Here is a 17,799-nt window from a genome sequence, read left to right on the forward strand (position 1 = left end):
GAGTTCCATGAGCAAAAGCACAAGCAACCCTCTGACGACCGAAGCGATCCGCGTATTCTTCGATGCCCGCTTCACCCGAACGACCCACCACGACGGCATCTCCCGCTACGGATCGCGCCTGTTGTCTGCTCTCCTCGCAGCCGTGCGGGGAACCGGTATCGAGGTCACTGCGATCATCAACGACGAAGCTCAGCTGGATCTGCTTCCCGATTGTGCGTGGGTCAAGCTCAACTCCCCCACCTCACCTGCAGAACTCTTCATTGCGCGCAAGCTCAATCGGCTCGGTGCCGATGTAGTCTTCTCCACGATGCAGGTCATGGGGTCGACAGGACGCAGATACGGTCTCATTCTGACCGTCCACGATCTCATCTACTATTCTCATCCGCTGCCCCCTGCCGACCTGCCCTCAGCCATCCGGCTGCTGTGGCGGGCCTACCATCTCAGCTACGCACCACAGCGTCTCCTGCTGGGCCGTGCCGATGCGATTGCAGCAGTGAGCCGGACCACGAAGGGGCTCATCGCCGAGCACAAGCTGTCATCGAAGCCGGTCACTGTCGTGTCCAATGCAGCCGAGCTATCCGTCAGCGGTGTGCGAACCGTGAGCCGCCATGATGAGAAGTCCCTGGTCTACATGGGCGCGTTTCTGCCGTACAAGAACGTCGAGACTCTCATTCGCTCACTGGCACATCTGCCCGGTTGGACACTGCACATTGCGAGCCGGATCGAGGGCAGACGTGAAGCCGCGCTGCGCGCGCTCATCCCTGACCGCGCGAAGGTGGTCTTCCACCGAGGAGTCAGCGATGAGGAGTATGCCCAGCTGCTCGAGGGAGCGACGGCTCTGGTCACGGCCTCTCAGGAAGAGGGATTCGGGCTTCCCGTCATCGAGGCGATGGCGCAGGGAGTGCCCGTCGCGATCTCGGACATTCCGATCTTCCATGAGATCGCTGGAGACGCTGCCGTCTACTTCGACTGCACCGATGCCAAGGACGTGGCTTCCGCGATCAGTCGTCTCACCGATCCCGAGCTGTGGTCAGAGCTCTCTGCGGCGGGGCAGCACCAGGCGAAGTCCTTCGATTGGGATTCGTCTGCACGGACGCTGGTGGACATGATCCGCACGGTTCACGCATCACGACAGTGATTGCGCGAGCCGGCGGCGCGCGAACCGAGGGCGCGTGAGCTCCGAACAGGGCATACCACGGTTAGGAGGGGACGGTGCCCCAGCTGCGCAGGATCCAGTTGGTTCCGGTGAAGCCGAATTCGCCGTGTCCGCAGTTGCCCAGGACAGCCAAACGACCCGAACCGTCCATGCCGAGCAGCAGTTCTGCAGCGGCGCGCAGAACCGCTCCATGCGCCACGATGGCGATGGTCTGGGCTTCTGTGCCATCGATGATGTCCGTGATCGCCGAGGCGACGCGCCGACCCGATTCGGAGCGGGATTCGCCACCTGGCGGGTTCATATCAGCTCCGCTGAGCCATTGTTCAAGTTCCTCGGGCCAGGATTCGCTGAGCTCCGCGCGGGTATGACCTTCCCATTGGCCGAAGGCGGTCTCACGAAGACGCTCGTCACGTGTGACGTCGACGTTCAGAAGTGACGCGAGCTCATCGGCGGTAGCAGCGGCTCTCGATAAGTCGGAGGAGACGATGAGGTCAGGCTGCAGTTTGCTGAGGTAGCTCGCTGCTTGCGCAGCCTGGTTCCGCCCCAGTTCGTTGAGCGGGATGTCGGTCTGACCTTGGAACCGGCGTTCGAGGTTGTAGTCAGTCTGGCCATGCCGCCAGAAGATGACCGTTCTGGTCATTGAGTGTCGTCGGCGCCTGCGGGCGCAGGCAGCTGCAGATCGATGACAGGGCAGTCATTCCACAGGCGTTCGAGCGCGTAGTATTCGCGCTGTTCCTGCGAGAAGACGTGGACGACGATGTCACCGAAGTCCAGGAGAACCCAGTCGCCGCTCCCCCTGCCTTCTCGGCGCAACGGTGTATGACCATAGGTCGTCTGCAGAGCTTCTTCGACAGCGTCGACGATCGACGCAATCTGCCGATCGTTCTCTGCCGAGATGATGAGGAAGGCATCGGTGATGTACAGAGTGGCACTCACGTCGAGGGCCACCTGATCGGTGCCGAACTTCTCGTCCGCCGCGCGGGCAGCAGTCCTCAGCATTTGGGTTGTTTCAACGATCTCGCTCACAAGAGCCTTTCAGATGATTACAGCAACATGACCAGTGCAATGACGATGAGTGCGACTGCGAAGAGCGCAGCGACACCCAGCACTACAAAGGGTACTTTGGATGGTTCTTCACCAACAAGGATCCGGCCATCGTGACCGGTGACCTCGCTGGCGCGAATGCGAGTGCCTGGAGGATTTTCGGTCTCTTCATCCTCATAGTCAGGGTTGGGAAGCGCCCATGCCTCGGGCACTGTCTCCATCGGACGCGTCTCCGGGTTGGCTGCAAGAGCACGAGCCGCATCGTCGGATGCGGTCCCAGCCTCATAGCCGGAGTCCGGGTTCTGTCGCGGGTCGAGATCGGCTGCAGACGGGTCAGGAGTCGGTGCCGCAGCTGCGTTCGTGCCTACGCCGGGCTCGTTCCGGTCCGCCGAATGCTGGTTGCTCCGAACATCAGTGCTCGTCTCAGGGCTGTCGACCTCAGGGATCTGGGCTGAGGCCGCGGTGACGACCCGCACCCCCGAGGTGCTCGGAGGCTGAACGATCGGCATGCGCCGCGAGCGGCTCAGCGAGTCATCTTCGTCTGTCGCATCATTGCTCAGCGTCTCATCGCTCGGAACGTCTTCGGCAGCACCCGAGGGAGCCGATGCTGCTGACTCTGCAGCGTGTGGCTCGGAAGAATACCGCTCGGCACCGGGCCACTCCGGAGCAGGCGCCAGTGCATCGTCGTCCGAGGGAGTTTCCGCGGATTCGGGGGTGGGGCCTGCCGGTGCGGCTTTGGGGTCCAGTTCCTCGATCGGCTGGGACAGCGCATCGTGGGGAGCATCGTCGAGGGCAGTCGGGCGAGGAGCTGAATCGGCGGTGACGGGCGATTCGAAATCACGGGCGGCGACTTCGTCGGCGGATCCGCCGAATCCTGCGGTGTCGAAGGATTCGTTCTCGCCGGAGTTGTCTTCGTCCGATCCCTCCGGTGAATTCTCCTCGGGACCCGCGATGACTGGGATCGCGCCTGTGGAGACGTCGCCTTCCAGAGACAGTCCGTGTTCGCGCAGATAATTCTTGCGTGCCGTGCGCGAATCAAAATGCGGCAATGGGGCGCGCTGCGGGTCGAGACGGTCTTCGGCGTTGACTGGTGGCCGGGATTCCTGCGGGTGGTCAGTAGCCAAAGCACCGCGCTCATGACTGATGCGGGGTGTTGGTTCCGCGTCGACGCGCGAGCTGGTGTCAGCCGCTTCGGACTCGTCACTGTTCACTCGGGGTACGGGCACACCGGTGGGCGAATCGGACGTTTGAGCAGGAGCTTCCGGTGCATCGGCGAGCGTCTCAGGTGCCCGGGCAGGCGCTTCGGTTGGTTTAGCAGACGATGCCGGTGTCTGAGTGGACGACGGCTGCGGGTTCAGCAGTTCGGCTCGATCGGTCGCCGACGGCTCGCTTGGCTGCTCAGGCGTCTCTCGTGCTTCGAACGCCTGCTCTGCAGCAATTCGCTCGGCTTCGCGCCGGGCACGACGTGATGTGAACTGCTCCTCAGCCATTTTCACTCCTGTACAACTCGTATTTCGCGATGTACTGAACGACCCCGTCCGGTACGAGGTACCAGACGGGCGCCCCATCCATCACCCGTAGTCTGCAATCCGTGGACGAGATCGACAGGGCAGGAATCTGCACCAAGCTCAATCGGTCCACCGGAAGACCTTCACTGCGAAGTTCGTGTCCCGGGCGGCTCACTCCGACGAAGTGCGCCAAGGAAAACAGCTCATCTACATTCTTCCACGTCAGAATCTGAGCCAAAGCGTCCGCGCCGGTGATGAAGAACATCTCTGTGTCTGACCCGTAGCTCTTGGCTAGATCCCGAAGCGTGTCGATGGTGTAGGTGGGACCTGGACGATCGACGTCGGTTCGAGAGACGGTGAAACGCGGGTTCGACGCTGTTGCGACGACGGTCATCAGATACCGATGTTCGGCGCTGGTGACCTCTCCGGCGTCCTTCTGATAGGGACGGCCAGTGGGCACGAAGACGACTTCGTCGAGATCGAAGGTCGACTGTACCTCACTGGCTGCTACCAGGTGACCGTGGTGAATGGGGTCGAAGGTGCCACCCATGACACCGACCCTGCGTGGTTGTTTTGCCATATCAGTGGCGGTTGGAGATGCCCTTCCACGACCGGCTCACTGCTGCCATCGAGAGGAAGATCGCGAGGGTGATGAGTCCGAAGAAGATCGGGTCCATCGGCAATTCGGTGTGGTGGGCTGCCTTCTCCGCGCCTTCGGCAACGGTGGTCAACAGGGCTGCATTCACGTGCTCTCTCCTAATCAGTGATGATGACGCGGTGTATCTGCGTCGCAGTGCTTATGTCTTCAGTTTCTCATGGACTATGAGACAAGTGGGCATCGACATGGGTATGAGTGGCGTCCAAGTTCACCGTTGGTGCCCTGCGACCAGGGCCGGGTCAGTCCCGGATCTGACCATTGCCCATCATGACCCACTTCGTCGTCGTCAGCTGCTCGACTCCCATAGGCCCGCGGGCGTGGAGCTTCTGGGTCGAGATTCCCACCTCTGCGCCGAAGCCGAGCTCTCCCCCGTCGGTGAACCGTGTAGACACGTTGACTCCCACCGCAGCAGCGTCGATGGCTGTGACGAATGTCTCTGCATTGTCGATGTCCTTGGTCACGATCACTTCTGTGTGTCCCGAGGAATAGGCACGAATATGCTCGATGGCTTCGTCGATTCCCGACACGACCTTCACCGCGAGTTCAAGGTCAAGATATTCTTTCGCCCAGTCACGTCGAGAGACACGCTTGACCTTCATCGATTCAGGCGCCAGTGCCGCAACCGTGGAATCGGCGTGCAGCACGACCCCTGCCTGGTCGAGGCGCTCGAGGATCTTGGGAAGGACGCGCTTGGCAGCCTTCTCATGAACGAGCAGTGTTTCGAGTGAGTTGCAGACACTGGGCCGGTGAGTCTTGGAGTTGACCACCAGGTCGACCGAATTCTTCACGGTGGCCGAAGAGTCGATGAACATGTGGACGTTCCCGATCCCGGTTTCGATGACTGGAACGAGAGATTCCTGCACCACCGTGTTGATGAGTTCTGCACCACCGCGCGGAATGAGGAGATCAACGTAGTCACGTGCGTTCATGAGCACTGTGGCGCCATCGCGTCCGTATTGGTCTATTCCATTGATCGAATCTGCTGGCAATCCGGCTGTTTCCACGGCTTTGCGCAACACGGAAACGATTTCAGTGTTGGTGTTCTGGGCGGCTGAGCCGCCACGCAGGACGGTGGCATTGCCGGCCTTGAGCGCGAGGATCGCGATGTCGACGGTGACGTTGGGGCGAGCTTCGTAGATCGCACCGATCACTCCCATCGGCACGCGGTTCTGGGTCAGACGGATGCCGTTGGGCAGAACACGGCCCACGACGACGTTACCCACGGGATCGTCGAGGTCGATGATCGTGCCCACGGAAGCGGCGATTGCTTCGATGCGATCGTGGTCGAGGCGCAGGCGGTCAAGGAGACCCGTGTTCATCCCGTTGTCGACGCCGGTTGCGATGTCGAGCTCATTGGCTTTGACGATTCGTTCGGAATTTGCGCGCAGGGCTTCGGCGATCGCGCGCAGCCCTGCGTCTTTCTCTGCAGTCGATGAGGTCGCCAGGTGCGCGGAGGCGCTCTTGGCGTTCCTGACGACTCTGGTGACTCCCCGAACGGTCTTCGGATGTATCTCGGATACAGCGGTCATGGACTATCTCCCCCCGCTCACGTGAGTGAGTACGAGATCATTGCGATGGATGACCTCTTTACGGTAATCATTTCCTAGTCGGGTGCCAAGTTCATCCGTGGACAGCCCGAACATCCCGGGTAGTTCGTGCGATGAGAAGTTCGTCATGCCCCGAGCGATGACTTCACCACCGAGGTTCCTGATTTCGATGGGGTCTCCAGCTTCGAAGTCCCCGGTCACGTCGGTCACGCCGGCAGCCAGGAGAGAGGTTCCTCGGGAGAGCACAGCTGATTCTGCACCGTTGTCGATGGTCACCGAGCCGAAGGTGCGAGCCAGATGGCGCAGCCAGAGCAGTCGGGTCCCTCGACGTTTGTGTGTCACTGAGAACCATGTGCCCACAGGTTCGCCGCTCAAGACTGCTGAGATCTTCTCCGCCGAGGTCAGCACTGCGGGAATTCCCGAGTCCGCGACCATGAGAGCGGCTTCGACCTTCGTCGCCATGCCACCTGTCCCGGTACCAGCGTCCCCGGTGCCGCCGATGGCGATGTCACCGAGATCGGCGATGGAAGACACCTGCGAAATATGCACGGAGCCCGGAACGTTGGGCGGCCCCGAATACAGGGCGTCGACATCGGAGAGCAGCACGAGGGCGTCTGCGTGCGAAAGGTGTGCCACAAGAGCGGCCAAACGGTCATTGTCACCGAAGCGAATCTCTTCGGTCGCCACAGCATCGTTCTCATTCACGATCGGCAATGTGCCGAGGGCGAGGAGTTTGTCGATGGCACGTTGGGCGTTCTTGTACCGAGTGCGTCGGATCAGGTCGTCGGCCGAGAGCAGCACCTGACCGGGCACCAAGTCGTATCGACCGAGTGCTCGGGTGTAGGCGGCCATGAGCAGACCCTGACCCACCCCGGCAGCGGCCTGCTGTGTGGCAAGGTCACGGGGTCGTTTGCTCAGGCCCATAGGTTCGAGCCCTGCCGCGATCGCGCCGGAAGACACGAGGATGACCTCATGCCCAGCGGCGCGATGAGCTCCGACCACATCGGTGAGAGCGATCAGCTTCGCTTCGTCCAATCCCCCATCGAGGGTGGTCAGCGACGAGGAGCCGACCTTGATCACGATGCGGCGGGCGGTTGCGACATCGGCTCGCGCCGAGAGGCTGCCAGAATCCGTGGACTGGCTCCCGCTCATTCCTGACCGGACTCTGGATCGGAGGCGGCACGAACGGATCCTTCGCGCCTGCGCTGAGTATTCTCAGCCAGGCGCTCCTCTTCGAACTCGGCACGAACTGCGGCCTTCGCATCCATTCGGTCGTGGAATGCGGCCTTACGTTCCTTGCGAGTGGACCGCGAATCATCGTCCAGGCGCAGGTCGGTTCCGCGGCTGCCCAGCAGCTCGGCACCGCCGACACTTGTCGGATCCCAGTCGAAGACGACGCCGTCGTCTCCCCCGATCACAATTGTGTCACCAGGTTTGGCTCCAGCCTTGAACAGAGACTCTTCGACACCGAGACGATCGAGACGATCTGCGAGATAGCCGACAGCTTCATCGTTGGCGAAGTCCGTCTGCCGAACCCAACGCTCCGGTTTCACGCCGCGGATGCGGAAGACCGGACCGTCCTCGTCGCTTTCGGCCTGAACCTGGAAGCCACGATCATCAACGGCTCTGGGCCGGAGAACGACACGTTGCGGAGTTGCTTCGAACTCCGCCCTGCGCTCACGTTCGGCCGACACCAGCTCAGCCATCGCGAATGACAGTTCCCGTAGACCTGCATGGCTAACTGCGGAGATCTCGAATACACGGTAACCGGCGGCCTCCAGATCGGGGCGAACAATATCTGCCAGGTCACTGCCGTCGGGGATGTCGATCTTGTTCAGGGCCACGAGCTTCGGACGTTCAGACAAAGGCAGCAGTCCGCTGCCGTCGTGGATGTCGACCGCATATGCGGCGAGCTCCGATTCGATGATGGTCAGATCGGACACGGGATCACGGCCCGGCTCCCATGTGGCCATGTCTACGACATGGACGAGGGCTGCACAGCGTTCGACATGCCTGAGGAACTCAAGCCCGAGCCCTTTGCCTTCCGACGCTCCAGGGATGAGGCCTGGCACATCGGCGATGGTGTATCGGACATCGCCGGCCTGGACCACGCCGAGGTTGGGAACGAGGGTGGTGAACGGATAGTCCGCAATCTTCGGCTTGGCCTCTGACATCGCGGCGATGACACTGGACTTGCCAGCCGAAGGGTAGCCGACGAGCGCAATGTCCGCGATCGTCTTCAGTTCCAGTACCAAGCTCAGCGATTCGCCCGGCTCGCCTAGCAGCGCGAAGCCCGGGGCCTTGCGCTTGGACGAGGCCAAGGCTGCATTGCCGAGACCGCCACGGCCACCGGCAGCAGCGACGAATTCGGTGCCGGAGTCGACGAGGTCGGCGACGATCTCGCCGTCCCGGTTCTTCACAACCGTGCCTTCGGGGACAGCGATGACGAGGTCTCCCCCGTCTGCACCGTGGCGCAGGTCGCCCTTGCCGATGCCGCCGTCGTTCGCAGTCAGGTGCGGACGGTGGTGGAGCGGCAGCAGCGTAGTGGTCTGAGAGTCGACGACGAACTTCACGTCACCGCCCTGACCTCCATTGGCGCCATCAGGGCCGCCAAGAGGTTTGAACTTCTCGCGCCTGATCGAGGCGCAGCCGTTGCCGCCGCTTCCGGCGGAAAGATGGACTGTGACACGGTCTATGAACTCGGTGGCCATAATGTCCTTATATCAGATGAAGGGTGAGTCTCGAGACTCACCCTTCATGGACCCCTATGCAGGGGAAAAACAGAACTAGTCGATCAAGCGCCGACGATGTTGACGATCTTGCGACCGTTGCGTTTGCCGAATTCCACGGCTCCTGCAGACAGTGCGAAGAGCGTGTCGTCTCCGCCGCGTCCGACGTTCGCGCCTGGGTGGAACTTGGTTCCACGCTGACGAACGATGATCTCTCCGGCTTTCACAACCTGTCCACCGAAGCGCTTCACACCGAGGTACTGCGGGTTCGAGTCGCGGCCGTTACGGGACGAGCTGACTCCCTTTTTGCTTGACATGTGAAGTCTCCTCTTACTTGATGTTCGTGATCTTCAGACGGGTGAGGTCCTGGCGGTGGCCCTGACGCTTCTTGTAACCGGTCTTGTTCTTGTACTTCTGAATGATGATCTTGGGACCGCGAAGCTCGTTGACGACCTCAGCGCTGACGGCAACCTTCGACAGGGCATCTGCGTCGGTCGTGACAGTCTCGCCGTCGACGAGGAGGACTGCATCGAGTTCGACGCCTTCACCGGCCTTCGCCTTCATTCGGTTGACTGTGATGATGTCGCCGACGCTGACCTTTTCCTGATGGCCACCGGCACGGACAATGGCATAGACCATGGTCGAACCCTTTCTGTTCATACACAAACGAACGGCGGTGTATCCCTTGGCTCCCGAGGAAGGATTTCCCCAGGTGTCCCATTGAGAGGAATCACCAGCCGTGGTGCGCAGCACGCACCGACGATCAAGTCTAATGGATTCGACCGCCGTTGGGCAAACCGTTGGACCTCAGGAACTCAGGCCTCTCGGGTCTCAGCGATCCGCTCATGATGACGGATCACCTCGGCGACAATGAAGGTCAGGAACTTCTCTGCGAACTCCGGGTCCAGGTGGGCATCTTCGGCCAGCTGGCGAAGGTGAGCGACCTGTCGGCCTTCCCGCGCGGGATCCGCAGGAGGCAGCCCGTGATCGGCCTTCAGCTCACCGACCGTCTCCGTGAGCTTGAACCTCTCGGCGAGCAGATGGATGAGCGCTGCGTCGATGTTGTCTATGCTCCCGCGCAGTTCCAACAGTCGCTCTTGGGCACGTGTTTTGTCATTGATCTGATCCACATCCACCAGTCTAACGAGGCTGGAGTGGAACTGGGACCGCCACGCGAAAACCGCCCCTGCACCGAAGTGCAGAGACGGTTCAACCGCGATCAGGTTCAGACCGTCTCCTCCACTGGAACAGCGTCCTTCGTGTCGAGGTCCATCAGAGTGCCAGCCTTCCGATCGGCCAGGTACTTCTTCATCTCCTTCTTGACCACAGGCATCAGCATGTACAGGCCGAGGATGTTGATGAACGCACAGAGGAACAGTGCGGCATCGGCGAATTCAACGATCTTGCTGAAGCTGGCGATGCAGCCGATGACCACGAACACGCAGACGAGGAGACGGAAGACCGTGACCGCGCCCTTCGACTTGCCGAACAGATAGGCCCAGGCTCGTTCCCCATAGTAGGCCCACGTGATAAGTGTTGAGAAGGCGAAGAGAGCCACCGCGATCGCCAGCAGCACCGGATACCAGCTGGCAACCGTTGAGAAGGCATCCGACGCCAGCGCCACGCCGCCGATCTCCCCCTGACCGAGGTCGTTGGTGTACGAAGGCTGGTTGGCAACGATGATCGTCAGTGCGGTCATGGTGCAGACGATCACGGTGTCCACGAAGGGCTCGAGAAGTGCAACGAAGCCTTCCGAGATGGGCCGACGAGTCTTGACCGCCGAGTGTGCGATCGCGGCCGAACCGATGCCGGCTTCATTGGAGAAGGCCGAACGCTGGAACCCGATGATCATGACACCGACGATGCCGCCTGCAATTCCCTGCGGCGCGAACGCTCCCTCGAAGATCTGTCCGATGGCAGTCGGAATCTGGCCGAAGTTGATGACCAGAACCAGCAGGCAGGAAAGAACGTAAAAGATGCCCATTGCGGGAACTAGCTTGTCGGTCACGTGTGCAATCGACCGGATTCCACCGAGAATCACGAGACCGACAAGGCCAGCGAAGATGATTCCGAAGATCAATGACGCCAAAGAACCGGCGAGGAAACCGTCTGCGCCGCCCGTGGCGGTGCGAACCTGAACAAACGTCTGGTTGGCTTGGAACATCCCGCCGCCCACGACACCGAAGATGAGGATGGACACTGCGAAGATTCCGGTCAGCAGACCAGCTATGGGCTTGGAGAACTTGCGAAATGCGATAGGCAGGTACTTGAAAGGCCCGCCATAGACGACGCCATTCTCGTCGATTTCTCGGTATTTGACTCCGAGTGTGCACTCGACGAATTTCGTGCACATGCCGAGAAGACCGGCCACGATCATCCAGAAGGTAGCACCGGGACCGCCGAGGGCAATAGCCACACCGACACCCGCGATATTGCCGAGGCCGACAGTGCCGGACAGCGCCGAGGCCAGTGCCTGGAAGTGGGTGATCTCACCCGGATCATCCTTGGACGAATATTTTCCACGGATGACTTCGAGAGAGACTTTGAATCCTCGCGCTTGGATGAAGCCGAAATAGATGGTGAAGATCAAGGCGGCGCCGATGAGCCAGAGCACCACAAAGGGGAAGGACAAAGGGCCAAGCGTAATAGGAAAGAAGATGATCCCACCGAAGAAGGTGGCGATCGGATCAAACCACGAGTTGATTGCATCATCCACTGGGGACTTGGGGGCGTCAGCTGCCCATAACAAAGGGTTCATGGTGCAATAACCTGCCGTACCCCTCGAGAGGTATCAAGCACTATCGCGCCGGTCGGGTATACAGTTACCCAACTGTTACCTACGTCACACAAAAAGGCAGTTGTGAGATGTATGTCTCACATTGTGTCCTAGACTGAAATCATGACTCAGAACCCTCAACAGCATACGCCTCCCCCGAACCAGCCGCCCGGATCACAGCCCATGCCTCCGCGCCAACCAGGCCCCGGACGCCGACAGCATCCCCCTCAGACCGGACCTCAGGGGCCCCCTGGAGTTCCACCCGACCAGCGGCGACGCGGACCTGCCCGAATAGCCTCCGCCGAGGGCGAACGAGTCAGGGAGAGCTCAGCAGGTGGTGTATCCGGCTACTTCGCCATCGTCGGCGGCGTCGTCCTGTTGATTCTGGCACTTCTGCTGGCACTGTTCGGACTGATCATGACCGTGGCACAGACCATGGTTGGGATCATCCTCATCGTGCTCGGCGTCGTCGTGTTCATAGCAGCGTTGTTCCTGTTCAAGGGCTGCACATCCGTGGCTCCCGGCAACGCTGTCGTCCTCCAGCTGTACGGGAAATACGTCGGCACGGTGCGACTGTCCGGTCTGCGCTTCGTCAATCCCTTCTTTTCGAAGATTCAGGTCTCGACGCGCATCCGCAACCATGAGACGTCCACGCTAAAGGTCAACGATCTCGACGGCAATCCCATCGAAATCGGTGCCGTCGTCGTATGGCAGGTCCAGGACACCGCTCAGGCACTCTTCGAGGTCGATGACTTCGAAGAGTTCGTGGCCATCCAGGCGGAGACTGCTGTCCGCCATATCGCGAATTCCTATGCCTATGATTCCTCCAATCCGAACCGAATGTCTCTACGGGACAACGCGGAGGAGATCACGTCGAAACTCTCCAACGAGGTCGCAGCTCGAGTTGCCGCCGCTGGCGTGACCGTCATCGAATCTCGCATCACGCAGCTGGCATACGCAGCAGAGATCGCGCGTGCAATGCTCCAGCGTCAGCAGGCCACAGCGGTCGTTGCCGCACGTCAGCTCATCGTCGAAGGTGCCGTCGGCATGGTCGAGACCGCCATCGAACAGATCGAGGGCCGTGGGATCGTCAAGCTCGGTCATCTCGAGCGCAGCGATCTCGTGTCGAACCTGATGATCGTTCTCTGCGGCGATCAGGCCGCCCAGCCGACCATCAGCACCACGCGGAATCAAGAGGCCAAGAACTGAAACGTCCCGCCACTGATCATGGTGATCAGTGGCGGGACGCCTCGTGGTCGCGGGCTCAAATCAGTCACACGAGCGCGGACACGGTGCTCAGTCTTCGCCGATGATGACGAACGAGGCTGGCAAGGACTGATGAGCTTTCTCGTCTGTCGGCTGAGTCTTGGCCTTCGGCTTCTGACGGGGAGCTGCCTTGACCGGTTCGGCCTTAGCCACCTTGGTAGCGGTATCGGCTCCGATCATCAGCGGAAGCTCTGCAGCAGGCACATCAGGCTTCTGCGTCTTGACAGGCTTCGTCCGGGCAGGCTTCTCCTGGGCGGGTTCGCCCTGATCGCCCGTGTTCTGTGGGGACGTGTCCTGTGGGGACTTGTCCAGGGTCGGCTCTGATGATCCCTCTGACTTCGCATTCGAGCGTTTACGGTTATTGCGTGTCCGGGATCGACCCGATTTGCCACCGCCGTTTGCATCGGCGGAATCATTGTCCTGCGAACCCTTGGACGACTCAGAGTTCGTGGACGACTGGGAGCCTTTCGACGCCGAGATGTCCTGTGAGTTCTCGTTGTCCTTTGACTGCGACTCATCCTTCTTCAGGGTGGCCTTTGCGATGGCGGCAACGGCCGAACGCGAGGCGTCGTTGGTCGCGGTATCGGTCTGGATATCGGAGCCGCTGGACTTCGCCGCCGGCTTGTTGTCACCGCGGCGCTTGCGATCACGTTTGCTGTTCGAGTTGTCGTTGGATACGGACCGATTGCCGTGGTGGGCCTTCGAACCGTCCTCTTCTGAACCCGGCAGCAACAGCCCCCGACCGGAAAGGTCGGCCCCGGCGCTGACCAGGGACTCTGCGAGTCCAGTGCCGATGCGCTTACGCGTCATCTGCACGAGACCCAGAGACGTCACCTCGGCGACCTGATGCTTGGTCCGGTCCCGGCCCAGGCACTCAACGAGTCGACGCACGACGAGGTCCCTGTTCGATTCGAGGACCATGTCGATGAAGTCGACGACGATGATGCCCCCGATGTCACGCAGACGCACCTGACGGATGACTTCTTCAGCCGCCTCCAGGTTGTTGCGGGTCACGGTCTCTTCCAGGTTTCCACCTGAACCGGTGAACTTACCGGTGTTGACGTCGACGACCGTCATGGCCTCGGTCCGGTCGATGACCAGCGAACCACCGGAAGGAAGGTTGACAGTACGCTGCAGCGCCTTCTGCACCTGCTCCTCGACCCGGTAGTGGTCGAAGATGTCTTCGTCCTCGCTGTAGCGGTGAACGCGATCGAGCAGATCCGGTGCCACCGCCTCGACATATTCGTGGATGGTGTTCCAAGCGCTGTCGCCGTCGATGACCAGAGACGAGAAGTCCTCGTTGAAGACATCGCGGATGATCCGCACGATCATATCCGGCTCGCTGTAGAGGAGCTGAGGGGCCAGTACCTTCGTCGACTTCGACTTCTTCTCGATTGTTTCCCACCGATTCGCCAGTCGTTCGACGTCCCTGCTGAGCTCCTTGTCCGTGGCACCTTCGGCCGCGGTGCGCACGATGACTCCGTTCGAGTCACCGACGAGTTCCTTGAGGAGCTTCTTCAGTCGGTTGCGCTCAACGTCGGGCAGCTTCCGTGAGATGCCCGTCATGGAGTTGCCGGGCACGTAGACGAGGAAGCGTCCCGGCAAGGAGATCTGGCTGGTCAGTCGGGCACCCTTGTGGCCAACCGGGTCCTTGGTGACCTGGACGAGGACCGGGTCGCCGGGGCTTAGAGCAACCTCGATGCGACGAGCCTTGCCGTCCATGCCGAGAGCGTCCCAATTGACCTCACCGGCGTAGAGCACAGCATTGCGGCCCTTGCCGATGTCGATGAATGCGGCTTCCATGCTGGGAAGCACGTTCTGGACCTTGCCCAGGTAGACATTGCCGATGAGAGAGGACTGCTGGCGGTTCTCTTTGAGGTAGTGCTCGACGGTGATTCCGTCTTCGACCACGACCAGCTGGGTCTGCTCTCCGCTTTCCCGCACGAGCATGGTCCGGTCGACGGACTCACGACGAGCCAGAAATTCAGCCTCGGTGATGACGGGGCGGCGACGACCTGCCTCGCGGCCTTCCTTACGACGCTGGCGCTTGGCCTCGAGGCGAGTCGAGCCCTTCAACGAGGTCACTTCGTCATTGTCGGTGCTGCGTGAGCGTGAACGGCGGCGACGACGGCGACGTGAACCATTGTCATCATCATCGTCGTTATCGTCATCATCGGAGTCGTTGGTCTTATCCGGCTGGTGGCCGGAGTTCTTGTCGTCAGAGGCTTTGTTATCTGTGGACTTGTTCGAGTCCGACTTGTTCGAGTCCGACTGCTGACTCTTCTTGTCCGAACGGTTGCCGGAGCGAGAATCACGACTGTTCGAGTGAGAGTCGGAATCATCGTCGCCGGAATCGTGTGCGGACTGCCCCGAGTCGTCGTTGTCGGAATCGTTGCCGTTGTCATCGCGTCCACGGGAGCGTCGTCCCCGGCCGCCGCGGCGGCGACGACGGCCACCGGAATCGTTCGAGTCGTTGTCCTCGGAGTCGTCACTCTGGCCGCGGTTGCTCTCGCTGCCAGATGATTCGGATTCGGTGTAGCCCGAATCGTTGTAGTCCTCGTCGCTGTCATCAGAATCGTAGTTATCGTCCTCGACCTGAACAGGCTGGGCCAGTTCGGCCTTGGGCACCTGGAAGATCAGTCCGCCGTCGTGGGGCACGGCGGGTGCGCTGCGCGGGGTGGGGGCTGGTGCGGGCTCCGCCGATGGTGCGGCGAATGGGTTGCGGGGATCGAATGCAGGAGCTGGGGCCGGCGCTGGAGAAGCGTCAGTCGCGGCGTCTGCGGAATCGTCGTCAGCGTCAGAGGAATCGTACGCTTCGCTCCCCCGGTCATTGTTCGTCGCATTCTGCGTTTCCCCGCCCGGTTCACGGACGAACTGTTCGAATACGAGTCCTCGGTTGGCTACGGCGTCGCGTGCCTTCTTCGGTGCAGCGGACTTCTGTGCGGGAACGTCATCGACGTCCTCGTCCGAGTCATCATCATTCGATTCAGGAATACGCAGAGATTCAGCAGCCTCGGCGATGGTATCGAGCTTTTCCCTGATGCTTTCGTCGACATCCCCATGAGAGGAGTCTGCGGTGTTCGCAGACTGCTGCAGATTAGCGAGATCAGCGAGGATGCCCTCTGTTCCTTCGTTGCCGTCGTTCGACGCGTCATTCATTATTTCTCCCAGACCGAAGACTCCGTCCACACCTCACGGATCTTCGGATCCTTGCATGGCCCAAGTCGGGCCGAAACTTGTGGATGGCACTTCCAGCTCGCGCTCAGCGCGTAGGCCTTCCGTGCTGCCTCTTCTTGGTGTCGACCTGCGAGGTCATACCCTCGACTCGGTGGAGGCACTTCTCCTACTCGGTGTGAGAGCAGGTATCCGTCCGATCATTATGTCACAGATCGGCCCGGGTGCCTCCGCCGATGTCGACCGCAAATGGTCTCCGTCACACTGAGATTGCGACTTTTCACAGCAGCCACCGTTTGCCGAGCGGTGCCTGGGGAGGCATTCTTAGAGTGTGAATACCGCAGACACTCTTCCTGACGACGACATCGACGTGGTACCGCAGACCCGATCTTGGGTGCTGCGACCGACGAGTCTCGGCATCTTCCTCATTGTGGCCTCCGTCGTCGGCTTCTTGGCGTCCTTCGCTTTGGCCGTCGAGAAGTACGAGAAGTTGGAAGATCCCAACGCGGTGCTCTCCTGTGACCTCAACCCGTTCTTCTCCTGCGGATCGGTGATGGAGGCTCCTGAGAGTCAGCTCTTCGGCTTTCCCAACCAGCTTCTGGGAATCGGAGCCTTCATATTCCCTCTGCTCCTCGGCGTGTTGCTTTTGGCCGGAGCGAAGATCCCGCGGTGGGTGATGGTCGGGCTCAACATCGGCCTCGCTCTCGGCACCGCGCTCGTCATGTTCTTGTTCTATATCTCGATCTTCAAGATCGGCGTCGGCTGCCCCTGGTGCATGGTGGTGTGGACGATGACGATCCCGATGTTCGTCGCAGTCACGTCCCACAATGTTCTGGCCGGCAATTTCGGTGCTCGGCTCGCCCAGAATCCGATCGCCAGGGTCTTGGCCAAGGAGAACGTGGCGATCTTCGTTCTGTGGATGCTCGTCATCGCGGCCAGCATCGTCGTCCAGTTCTGGAACTTCTTCTCGACTCTGATCTGAACCGAAGTCCTGAACTGAAAAGACGCGGGTGTCCTGCCGCAGATTCTTCCGAGAAAGCTCTGCCGCAGGGCACCCGCGTCTGTGCGCAGAGGGATCAGGCGGAGTACCAGATTCCGATCTCGCGTTCGGCAGATTCAACGGAATCGGATCCGTGCACGAGGTTCTTCTGAACCTTCTCGCCCCAGTCGCGGCCCAGGTCGCCGCGGATCGTGCCGGGCGCTGCTGCCGTGGGGTCGGTTGCACCTGCCAGTGAGCGGAACCCGGGGATCACGCCCTGGCCGGAGGCGATGATCGAAACGATCGGTCCTTCGGACATGAAGTCGACGAGGGGCTGGTAGAAGGGTTTGCCCTCATGCTCCGCGTAGTGAGCGGAGAGTTCCTCCGCGGTCGCGGTCCGCAGCGACAGCGCGTCGATGGCGTACCCCTTGGCTTCGATCCGAGCGAGGATCTGTCCCACGAGTCCACGCGCGACACCATCGGGCTTGATGAGGATGAGAGTGCGTTCCATTCCGGTCCTTTTCGTTTGTGCGATGATCGGCGGTCATAGTTTAACCGCCGTTGAGGTCATTGATATCAACCGCCCAGGCGGTTCAGGCCCGTTCGGCCACTTCTCTGTCGATCCGTGCCGACCAGTACACCGACACCGCCCACATGGCGATGAAGATCGCTGCGACGAAGAACATCGAGGTGACGAGGAATCCCGAGGCCAGCAGAAGGATCTGCACGACCCAGCCCAGCGCCACGCCAGGCCGTTTCTGGCCGATCCGACGTGGCAGCAGCACCACCGCCACGATCGCCAGAACCGCGATCACGGAGGCCCCGAGGAGGAGCTGGCCCAGGCTCAGAGACCCTGCGGCCTTCACTTCCAACCCATAGGCGGTGAGCACTGCGAAGTAGACGATGAAAAGCTCACAGATCAGGATTGACCCGCAGAGGACGGGAAACTTCGACTTCATCAG

Annotated in this window: 18 protein-coding genes; 3 read left to right on the forward strand and 15 right to left on the reverse strand. The window is 60.8% G+C overall.

The window, feature by feature from the left end:
* Window positions 1-7 precede the first annotated feature (7 nt).
* A complete protein-coding gene (locus INT40_RS12950) occupies window positions 8-1,138 on the forward strand; it encodes a glycosyltransferase family 4 protein (protein ID WP_193096202.1) in 1,131 nt (376 codons plus the stop codon).
* Between the two features lie 61 nt (window positions 1,139-1,199).
* Here INT40_RS12950 and INT40_RS12955 read toward each other — a convergent pair whose 3' ends face one another.
* The 12 genes from INT40_RS12955 to INT40_RS13010 all read right to left on the reverse strand — a co-directional run bounded on the left by INT40_RS12955 (window position 1,200) and on the right by INT40_RS13010 (window position 11,400).
* Window positions 1,200-1,796: a histidine phosphatase family protein gene (locus tag INT40_RS12955; protein WP_101574725.1), complete on the reverse strand. Its 597-nt coding sequence runs from the start codon at window positions 1,794-1,796 to the stop codon at window positions 1,200-1,202.
* Window positions 1,793-2,155: a ribosome silencing factor gene (gene rsfS, locus INT40_RS12960; RefSeq protein WP_193096203.1), complete on the reverse strand. Its 363-nt coding sequence runs from the start codon at window positions 2,153-2,155 to the stop codon at window positions 1,793-1,795. Before rsfS ends, INT40_RS12955 begins: the two co-directional genes overlap by 4 nt.
* 44 nt (window positions 2,156-2,199) lie before the next feature.
* Window positions 2,200-3,690, reverse strand: a complete 1,491-nt coding sequence (locus INT40_RS12965; protein WP_193096204.1) for a hypothetical protein — start codon at window positions 3,688-3,690, stop codon at window positions 2,200-2,202.
* Window positions 3,683-4,288, reverse strand: a complete 606-nt coding sequence (gene nadD / locus INT40_RS12970; RefSeq protein ID WP_101574728.1) for a nicotinate-nucleotide adenylyltransferase — start codon at window positions 4,286-4,288, stop codon at window positions 3,683-3,685. Before nadD ends, INT40_RS12965 begins: the two co-directional genes overlap by 8 nt.
* A gap of 1 nt (window position 4,289) precedes the next feature.
* Window positions 4,290-4,454, reverse strand: a complete 165-nt coding sequence (locus INT40_RS12975) for a hypothetical protein (protein WP_167389343.1) — start codon at window positions 4,452-4,454, stop codon at window positions 4,290-4,292.
* Between the two features lie 151 nt (window positions 4,455-4,605).
* Entirely contained in the window at window positions 4,606-5,895 is a 1,290-nt protein-coding gene (locus tag INT40_RS12980; RefSeq protein WP_101574729.1) for a glutamate-5-semialdehyde dehydrogenase, read from the reverse strand.
* Window positions 5,896-5,898: 3 nt separating this feature from the next.
* Window positions 5,899-7,065: a glutamate 5-kinase gene (gene proB / locus INT40_RS12985; protein WP_101574730.1), complete on the reverse strand. Its 1,167-nt coding sequence runs from the start codon at window positions 7,063-7,065 to the stop codon at window positions 5,899-5,901.
* Window positions 7,062-8,624 (reverse strand): GTPase ObgE, encoded by a 1,563-nt coding sequence (gene obgE, locus INT40_RS12990; RefSeq protein WP_193096205.1) that lies wholly within the window; start codon window positions 8,622-8,624, stop codon window positions 7,062-7,064. Before obgE ends, proB begins: the two co-directional genes overlap by 4 nt.
* An 83-nt stretch (window positions 8,625-8,707) precedes the next feature.
* Window positions 8,708-8,959, reverse strand: a complete 252-nt coding sequence (rpmA, locus tag INT40_RS12995) for a 50S ribosomal protein L27 (RefSeq protein WP_009884168.1) — start codon at window positions 8,957-8,959, stop codon at window positions 8,708-8,710.
* 13 nt (window positions 8,960-8,972) lie between these two features.
* Complete coding sequence (rplU, locus tag INT40_RS13000) at window positions 8,973-9,281, reverse strand: 50S ribosomal protein L21 (RefSeq protein ID WP_101574732.1); 309 nt, start codon at window positions 9,279-9,281, stop codon at window positions 8,973-8,975.
* 176 nt (window positions 9,282-9,457) lie between these two features.
* Entirely contained in the window at window positions 9,458-9,772 is a 315-nt protein-coding gene (locus INT40_RS13005; RefSeq protein WP_101574733.1) for a chorismate mutase, read from the reverse strand.
* Window positions 9,773-9,867: 95 nt separating this feature from the next.
* Window positions 9,868-11,400: an alanine/glycine:cation symporter family protein gene (locus INT40_RS13010; protein WP_101574734.1), complete on the reverse strand. Its 1,533-nt coding sequence runs from the start codon at window positions 11,398-11,400 to the stop codon at window positions 9,868-9,870.
* A gap of 141 nt (window positions 11,401-11,541) precedes the next feature.
* On the opposite strand from INT40_RS13010, the gene INT40_RS13015 reads away from it, so the two are divergent.
* On the forward strand, window positions 11,542-12,627 hold the full coding sequence (locus tag INT40_RS13015) for an SPFH domain-containing protein (protein ID WP_226831280.1): 1,086 nt from the start codon (window positions 11,542-11,544) through the stop codon (window positions 12,625-12,627).
* A gap of 87 nt (window positions 12,628-12,714) precedes the next feature.
* Here the strand turns inward: INT40_RS13015 and INT40_RS13020 are convergent, their stop codons facing one another.
* Complete coding sequence (locus tag INT40_RS13020; protein WP_193096206.1) at window positions 12,715-15,843, reverse strand: Rne/Rng family ribonuclease; 3,129 nt, start codon at window positions 15,841-15,843, stop codon at window positions 12,715-12,717.
* A 346-nt stretch (window positions 15,844-16,189) separates the two neighbouring features.
* Here INT40_RS13020 and INT40_RS13025 point away from each other — a divergent pair, with 346 nt between their 5' ends.
* Window positions 16,190-16,840, forward strand: coding sequence for a vitamin K epoxide reductase family protein (locus INT40_RS13025; protein ID WP_193072061.1), 651 nt, complete (start codon window positions 16,190-16,192; stop codon window positions 16,838-16,840).
* Window positions 16,841-16,934: 94 nt separating this feature from the next.
* Here the strand turns inward: INT40_RS13025 and ndk are convergent, their stop codons facing one another.
* Window positions 16,935-17,348, reverse strand: coding sequence for a nucleoside-diphosphate kinase (gene ndk / locus INT40_RS13030; RefSeq protein WP_101574736.1), 414 nt, complete (start codon window positions 17,346-17,348; stop codon window positions 16,935-16,937).
* 82 nt (window positions 17,349-17,430) lie between these two features.
* Window positions 17,431-17,796: a DUF4233 domain-containing protein gene (locus INT40_RS13035; RefSeq protein WP_101574737.1), complete on the reverse strand. Its 366-nt coding sequence runs from the start codon at window positions 17,794-17,796 to the stop codon at window positions 17,431-17,433.
* Window positions 17,797-17,799 lie beyond the last annotated feature (3 nt).

The sequence above is a fragment of the Brevibacterium sp. FME17 genome (genome assembly GCF_014897515.1).
Lineage (GTDB): Bacteria > Actinomycetota > Actinomycetes > Actinomycetales > Brevibacteriaceae > Brevibacterium.

What these genes read in the sequence shown, in the direction of transcription:
- ndk (WP_101574736.1), bottom strand. Translation starts at nt 17,348, where the DNA reads ATGGAACGCACTCTCATCCTCATCAAGCCCGATGGTGTCGCGCGTGGA.
- proB (WP_101574730.1), bottom strand. Translation starts at nt 7,065, where the DNA reads ATGAGCGGGAGCCAGTCCACGGATTCTGGCAGCCTCTCGGCGCGAGCC.
- INT40_RS12955 (WP_101574725.1), bottom strand. Translation starts at nt 1,796, where the DNA reads ATGACCAGAACGGTCATCTTCTGGCGGCATGGCCAGACTGACTACAAC.
- obgE (WP_193096205.1), bottom strand. Translation starts at nt 8,624, where the DNA reads ATGGCCACCGAGTTCATAGACCGTGTCACAGTCCATCTTTCCGCCGGA.
- rsfS (WP_193096203.1), bottom strand. Translation starts at nt 2,155, where the DNA reads ATGCTGAGGACTGCTGCCCGCGCGGCGGACGAGAAGTTCGGCACCGAT.
- INT40_RS13010 (WP_101574734.1), bottom strand. Translation starts at nt 11,400, where the DNA reads ATGAACCCTTTGTTATGGGCAGCTGACGCCCCCAAGTCCCCAGTGGAT.
- INT40_RS12950 (WP_193096202.1), top strand. Translation starts at nt 8, where the DNA reads ATGAGCAAAAGCACAAGCAACCCTCTGACGACCGAAGCGATCCGCGTA.
- INT40_RS12980 (WP_101574729.1), bottom strand. Translation starts at nt 5,895, where the DNA reads ATGACCGCTGTATCCGAGATACATCCGAAGACCGTTCGGGGAGTCACC.
- INT40_RS13035 (WP_101574737.1), bottom strand. Translation starts at nt 17,796, where the DNA reads ATGAAGTCGAAGTTTCCCGTCCTCTGCGGGTCAATCCTGATCTGTGAG.
- INT40_RS12965 (WP_193096204.1), bottom strand. Translation starts at nt 3,690, where the DNA reads ATGGCTGAGGAGCAGTTCACATCACGTCGTGCCCGGCGCGAAGCCGAG.
- INT40_RS13020 (WP_193096206.1), bottom strand. Translation starts at nt 15,843, where the DNA reads ATGAATGACGCGTCGAACGACGGCAACGAAGGAACAGAGGGCATCCTC.
- INT40_RS13015 (WP_226831280.1), top strand. Translation starts at nt 11,542, where the DNA reads ATGACTCAGAACCCTCAACAGCATACGCCTCCCCCGAACCAGCCGCCC.
- rpmA (WP_009884168.1), bottom strand. Translation starts at nt 8,959, where the DNA reads ATGTCAAGCAAAAAGGGAGTCAGCTCGTCCCGTAACGGCCGCGACTCG.
- rplU (WP_101574732.1), bottom strand. Translation starts at nt 9,281, where the DNA reads ATGGTCTATGCCATTGTCCGTGCCGGTGGCCATCAGGAAAAGGTCAGC.
- nadD (WP_101574728.1), bottom strand. Translation starts at nt 4,288, where the DNA reads ATGGCAAAACAACCACGCAGGGTCGGTGTCATGGGTGGCACCTTCGAC.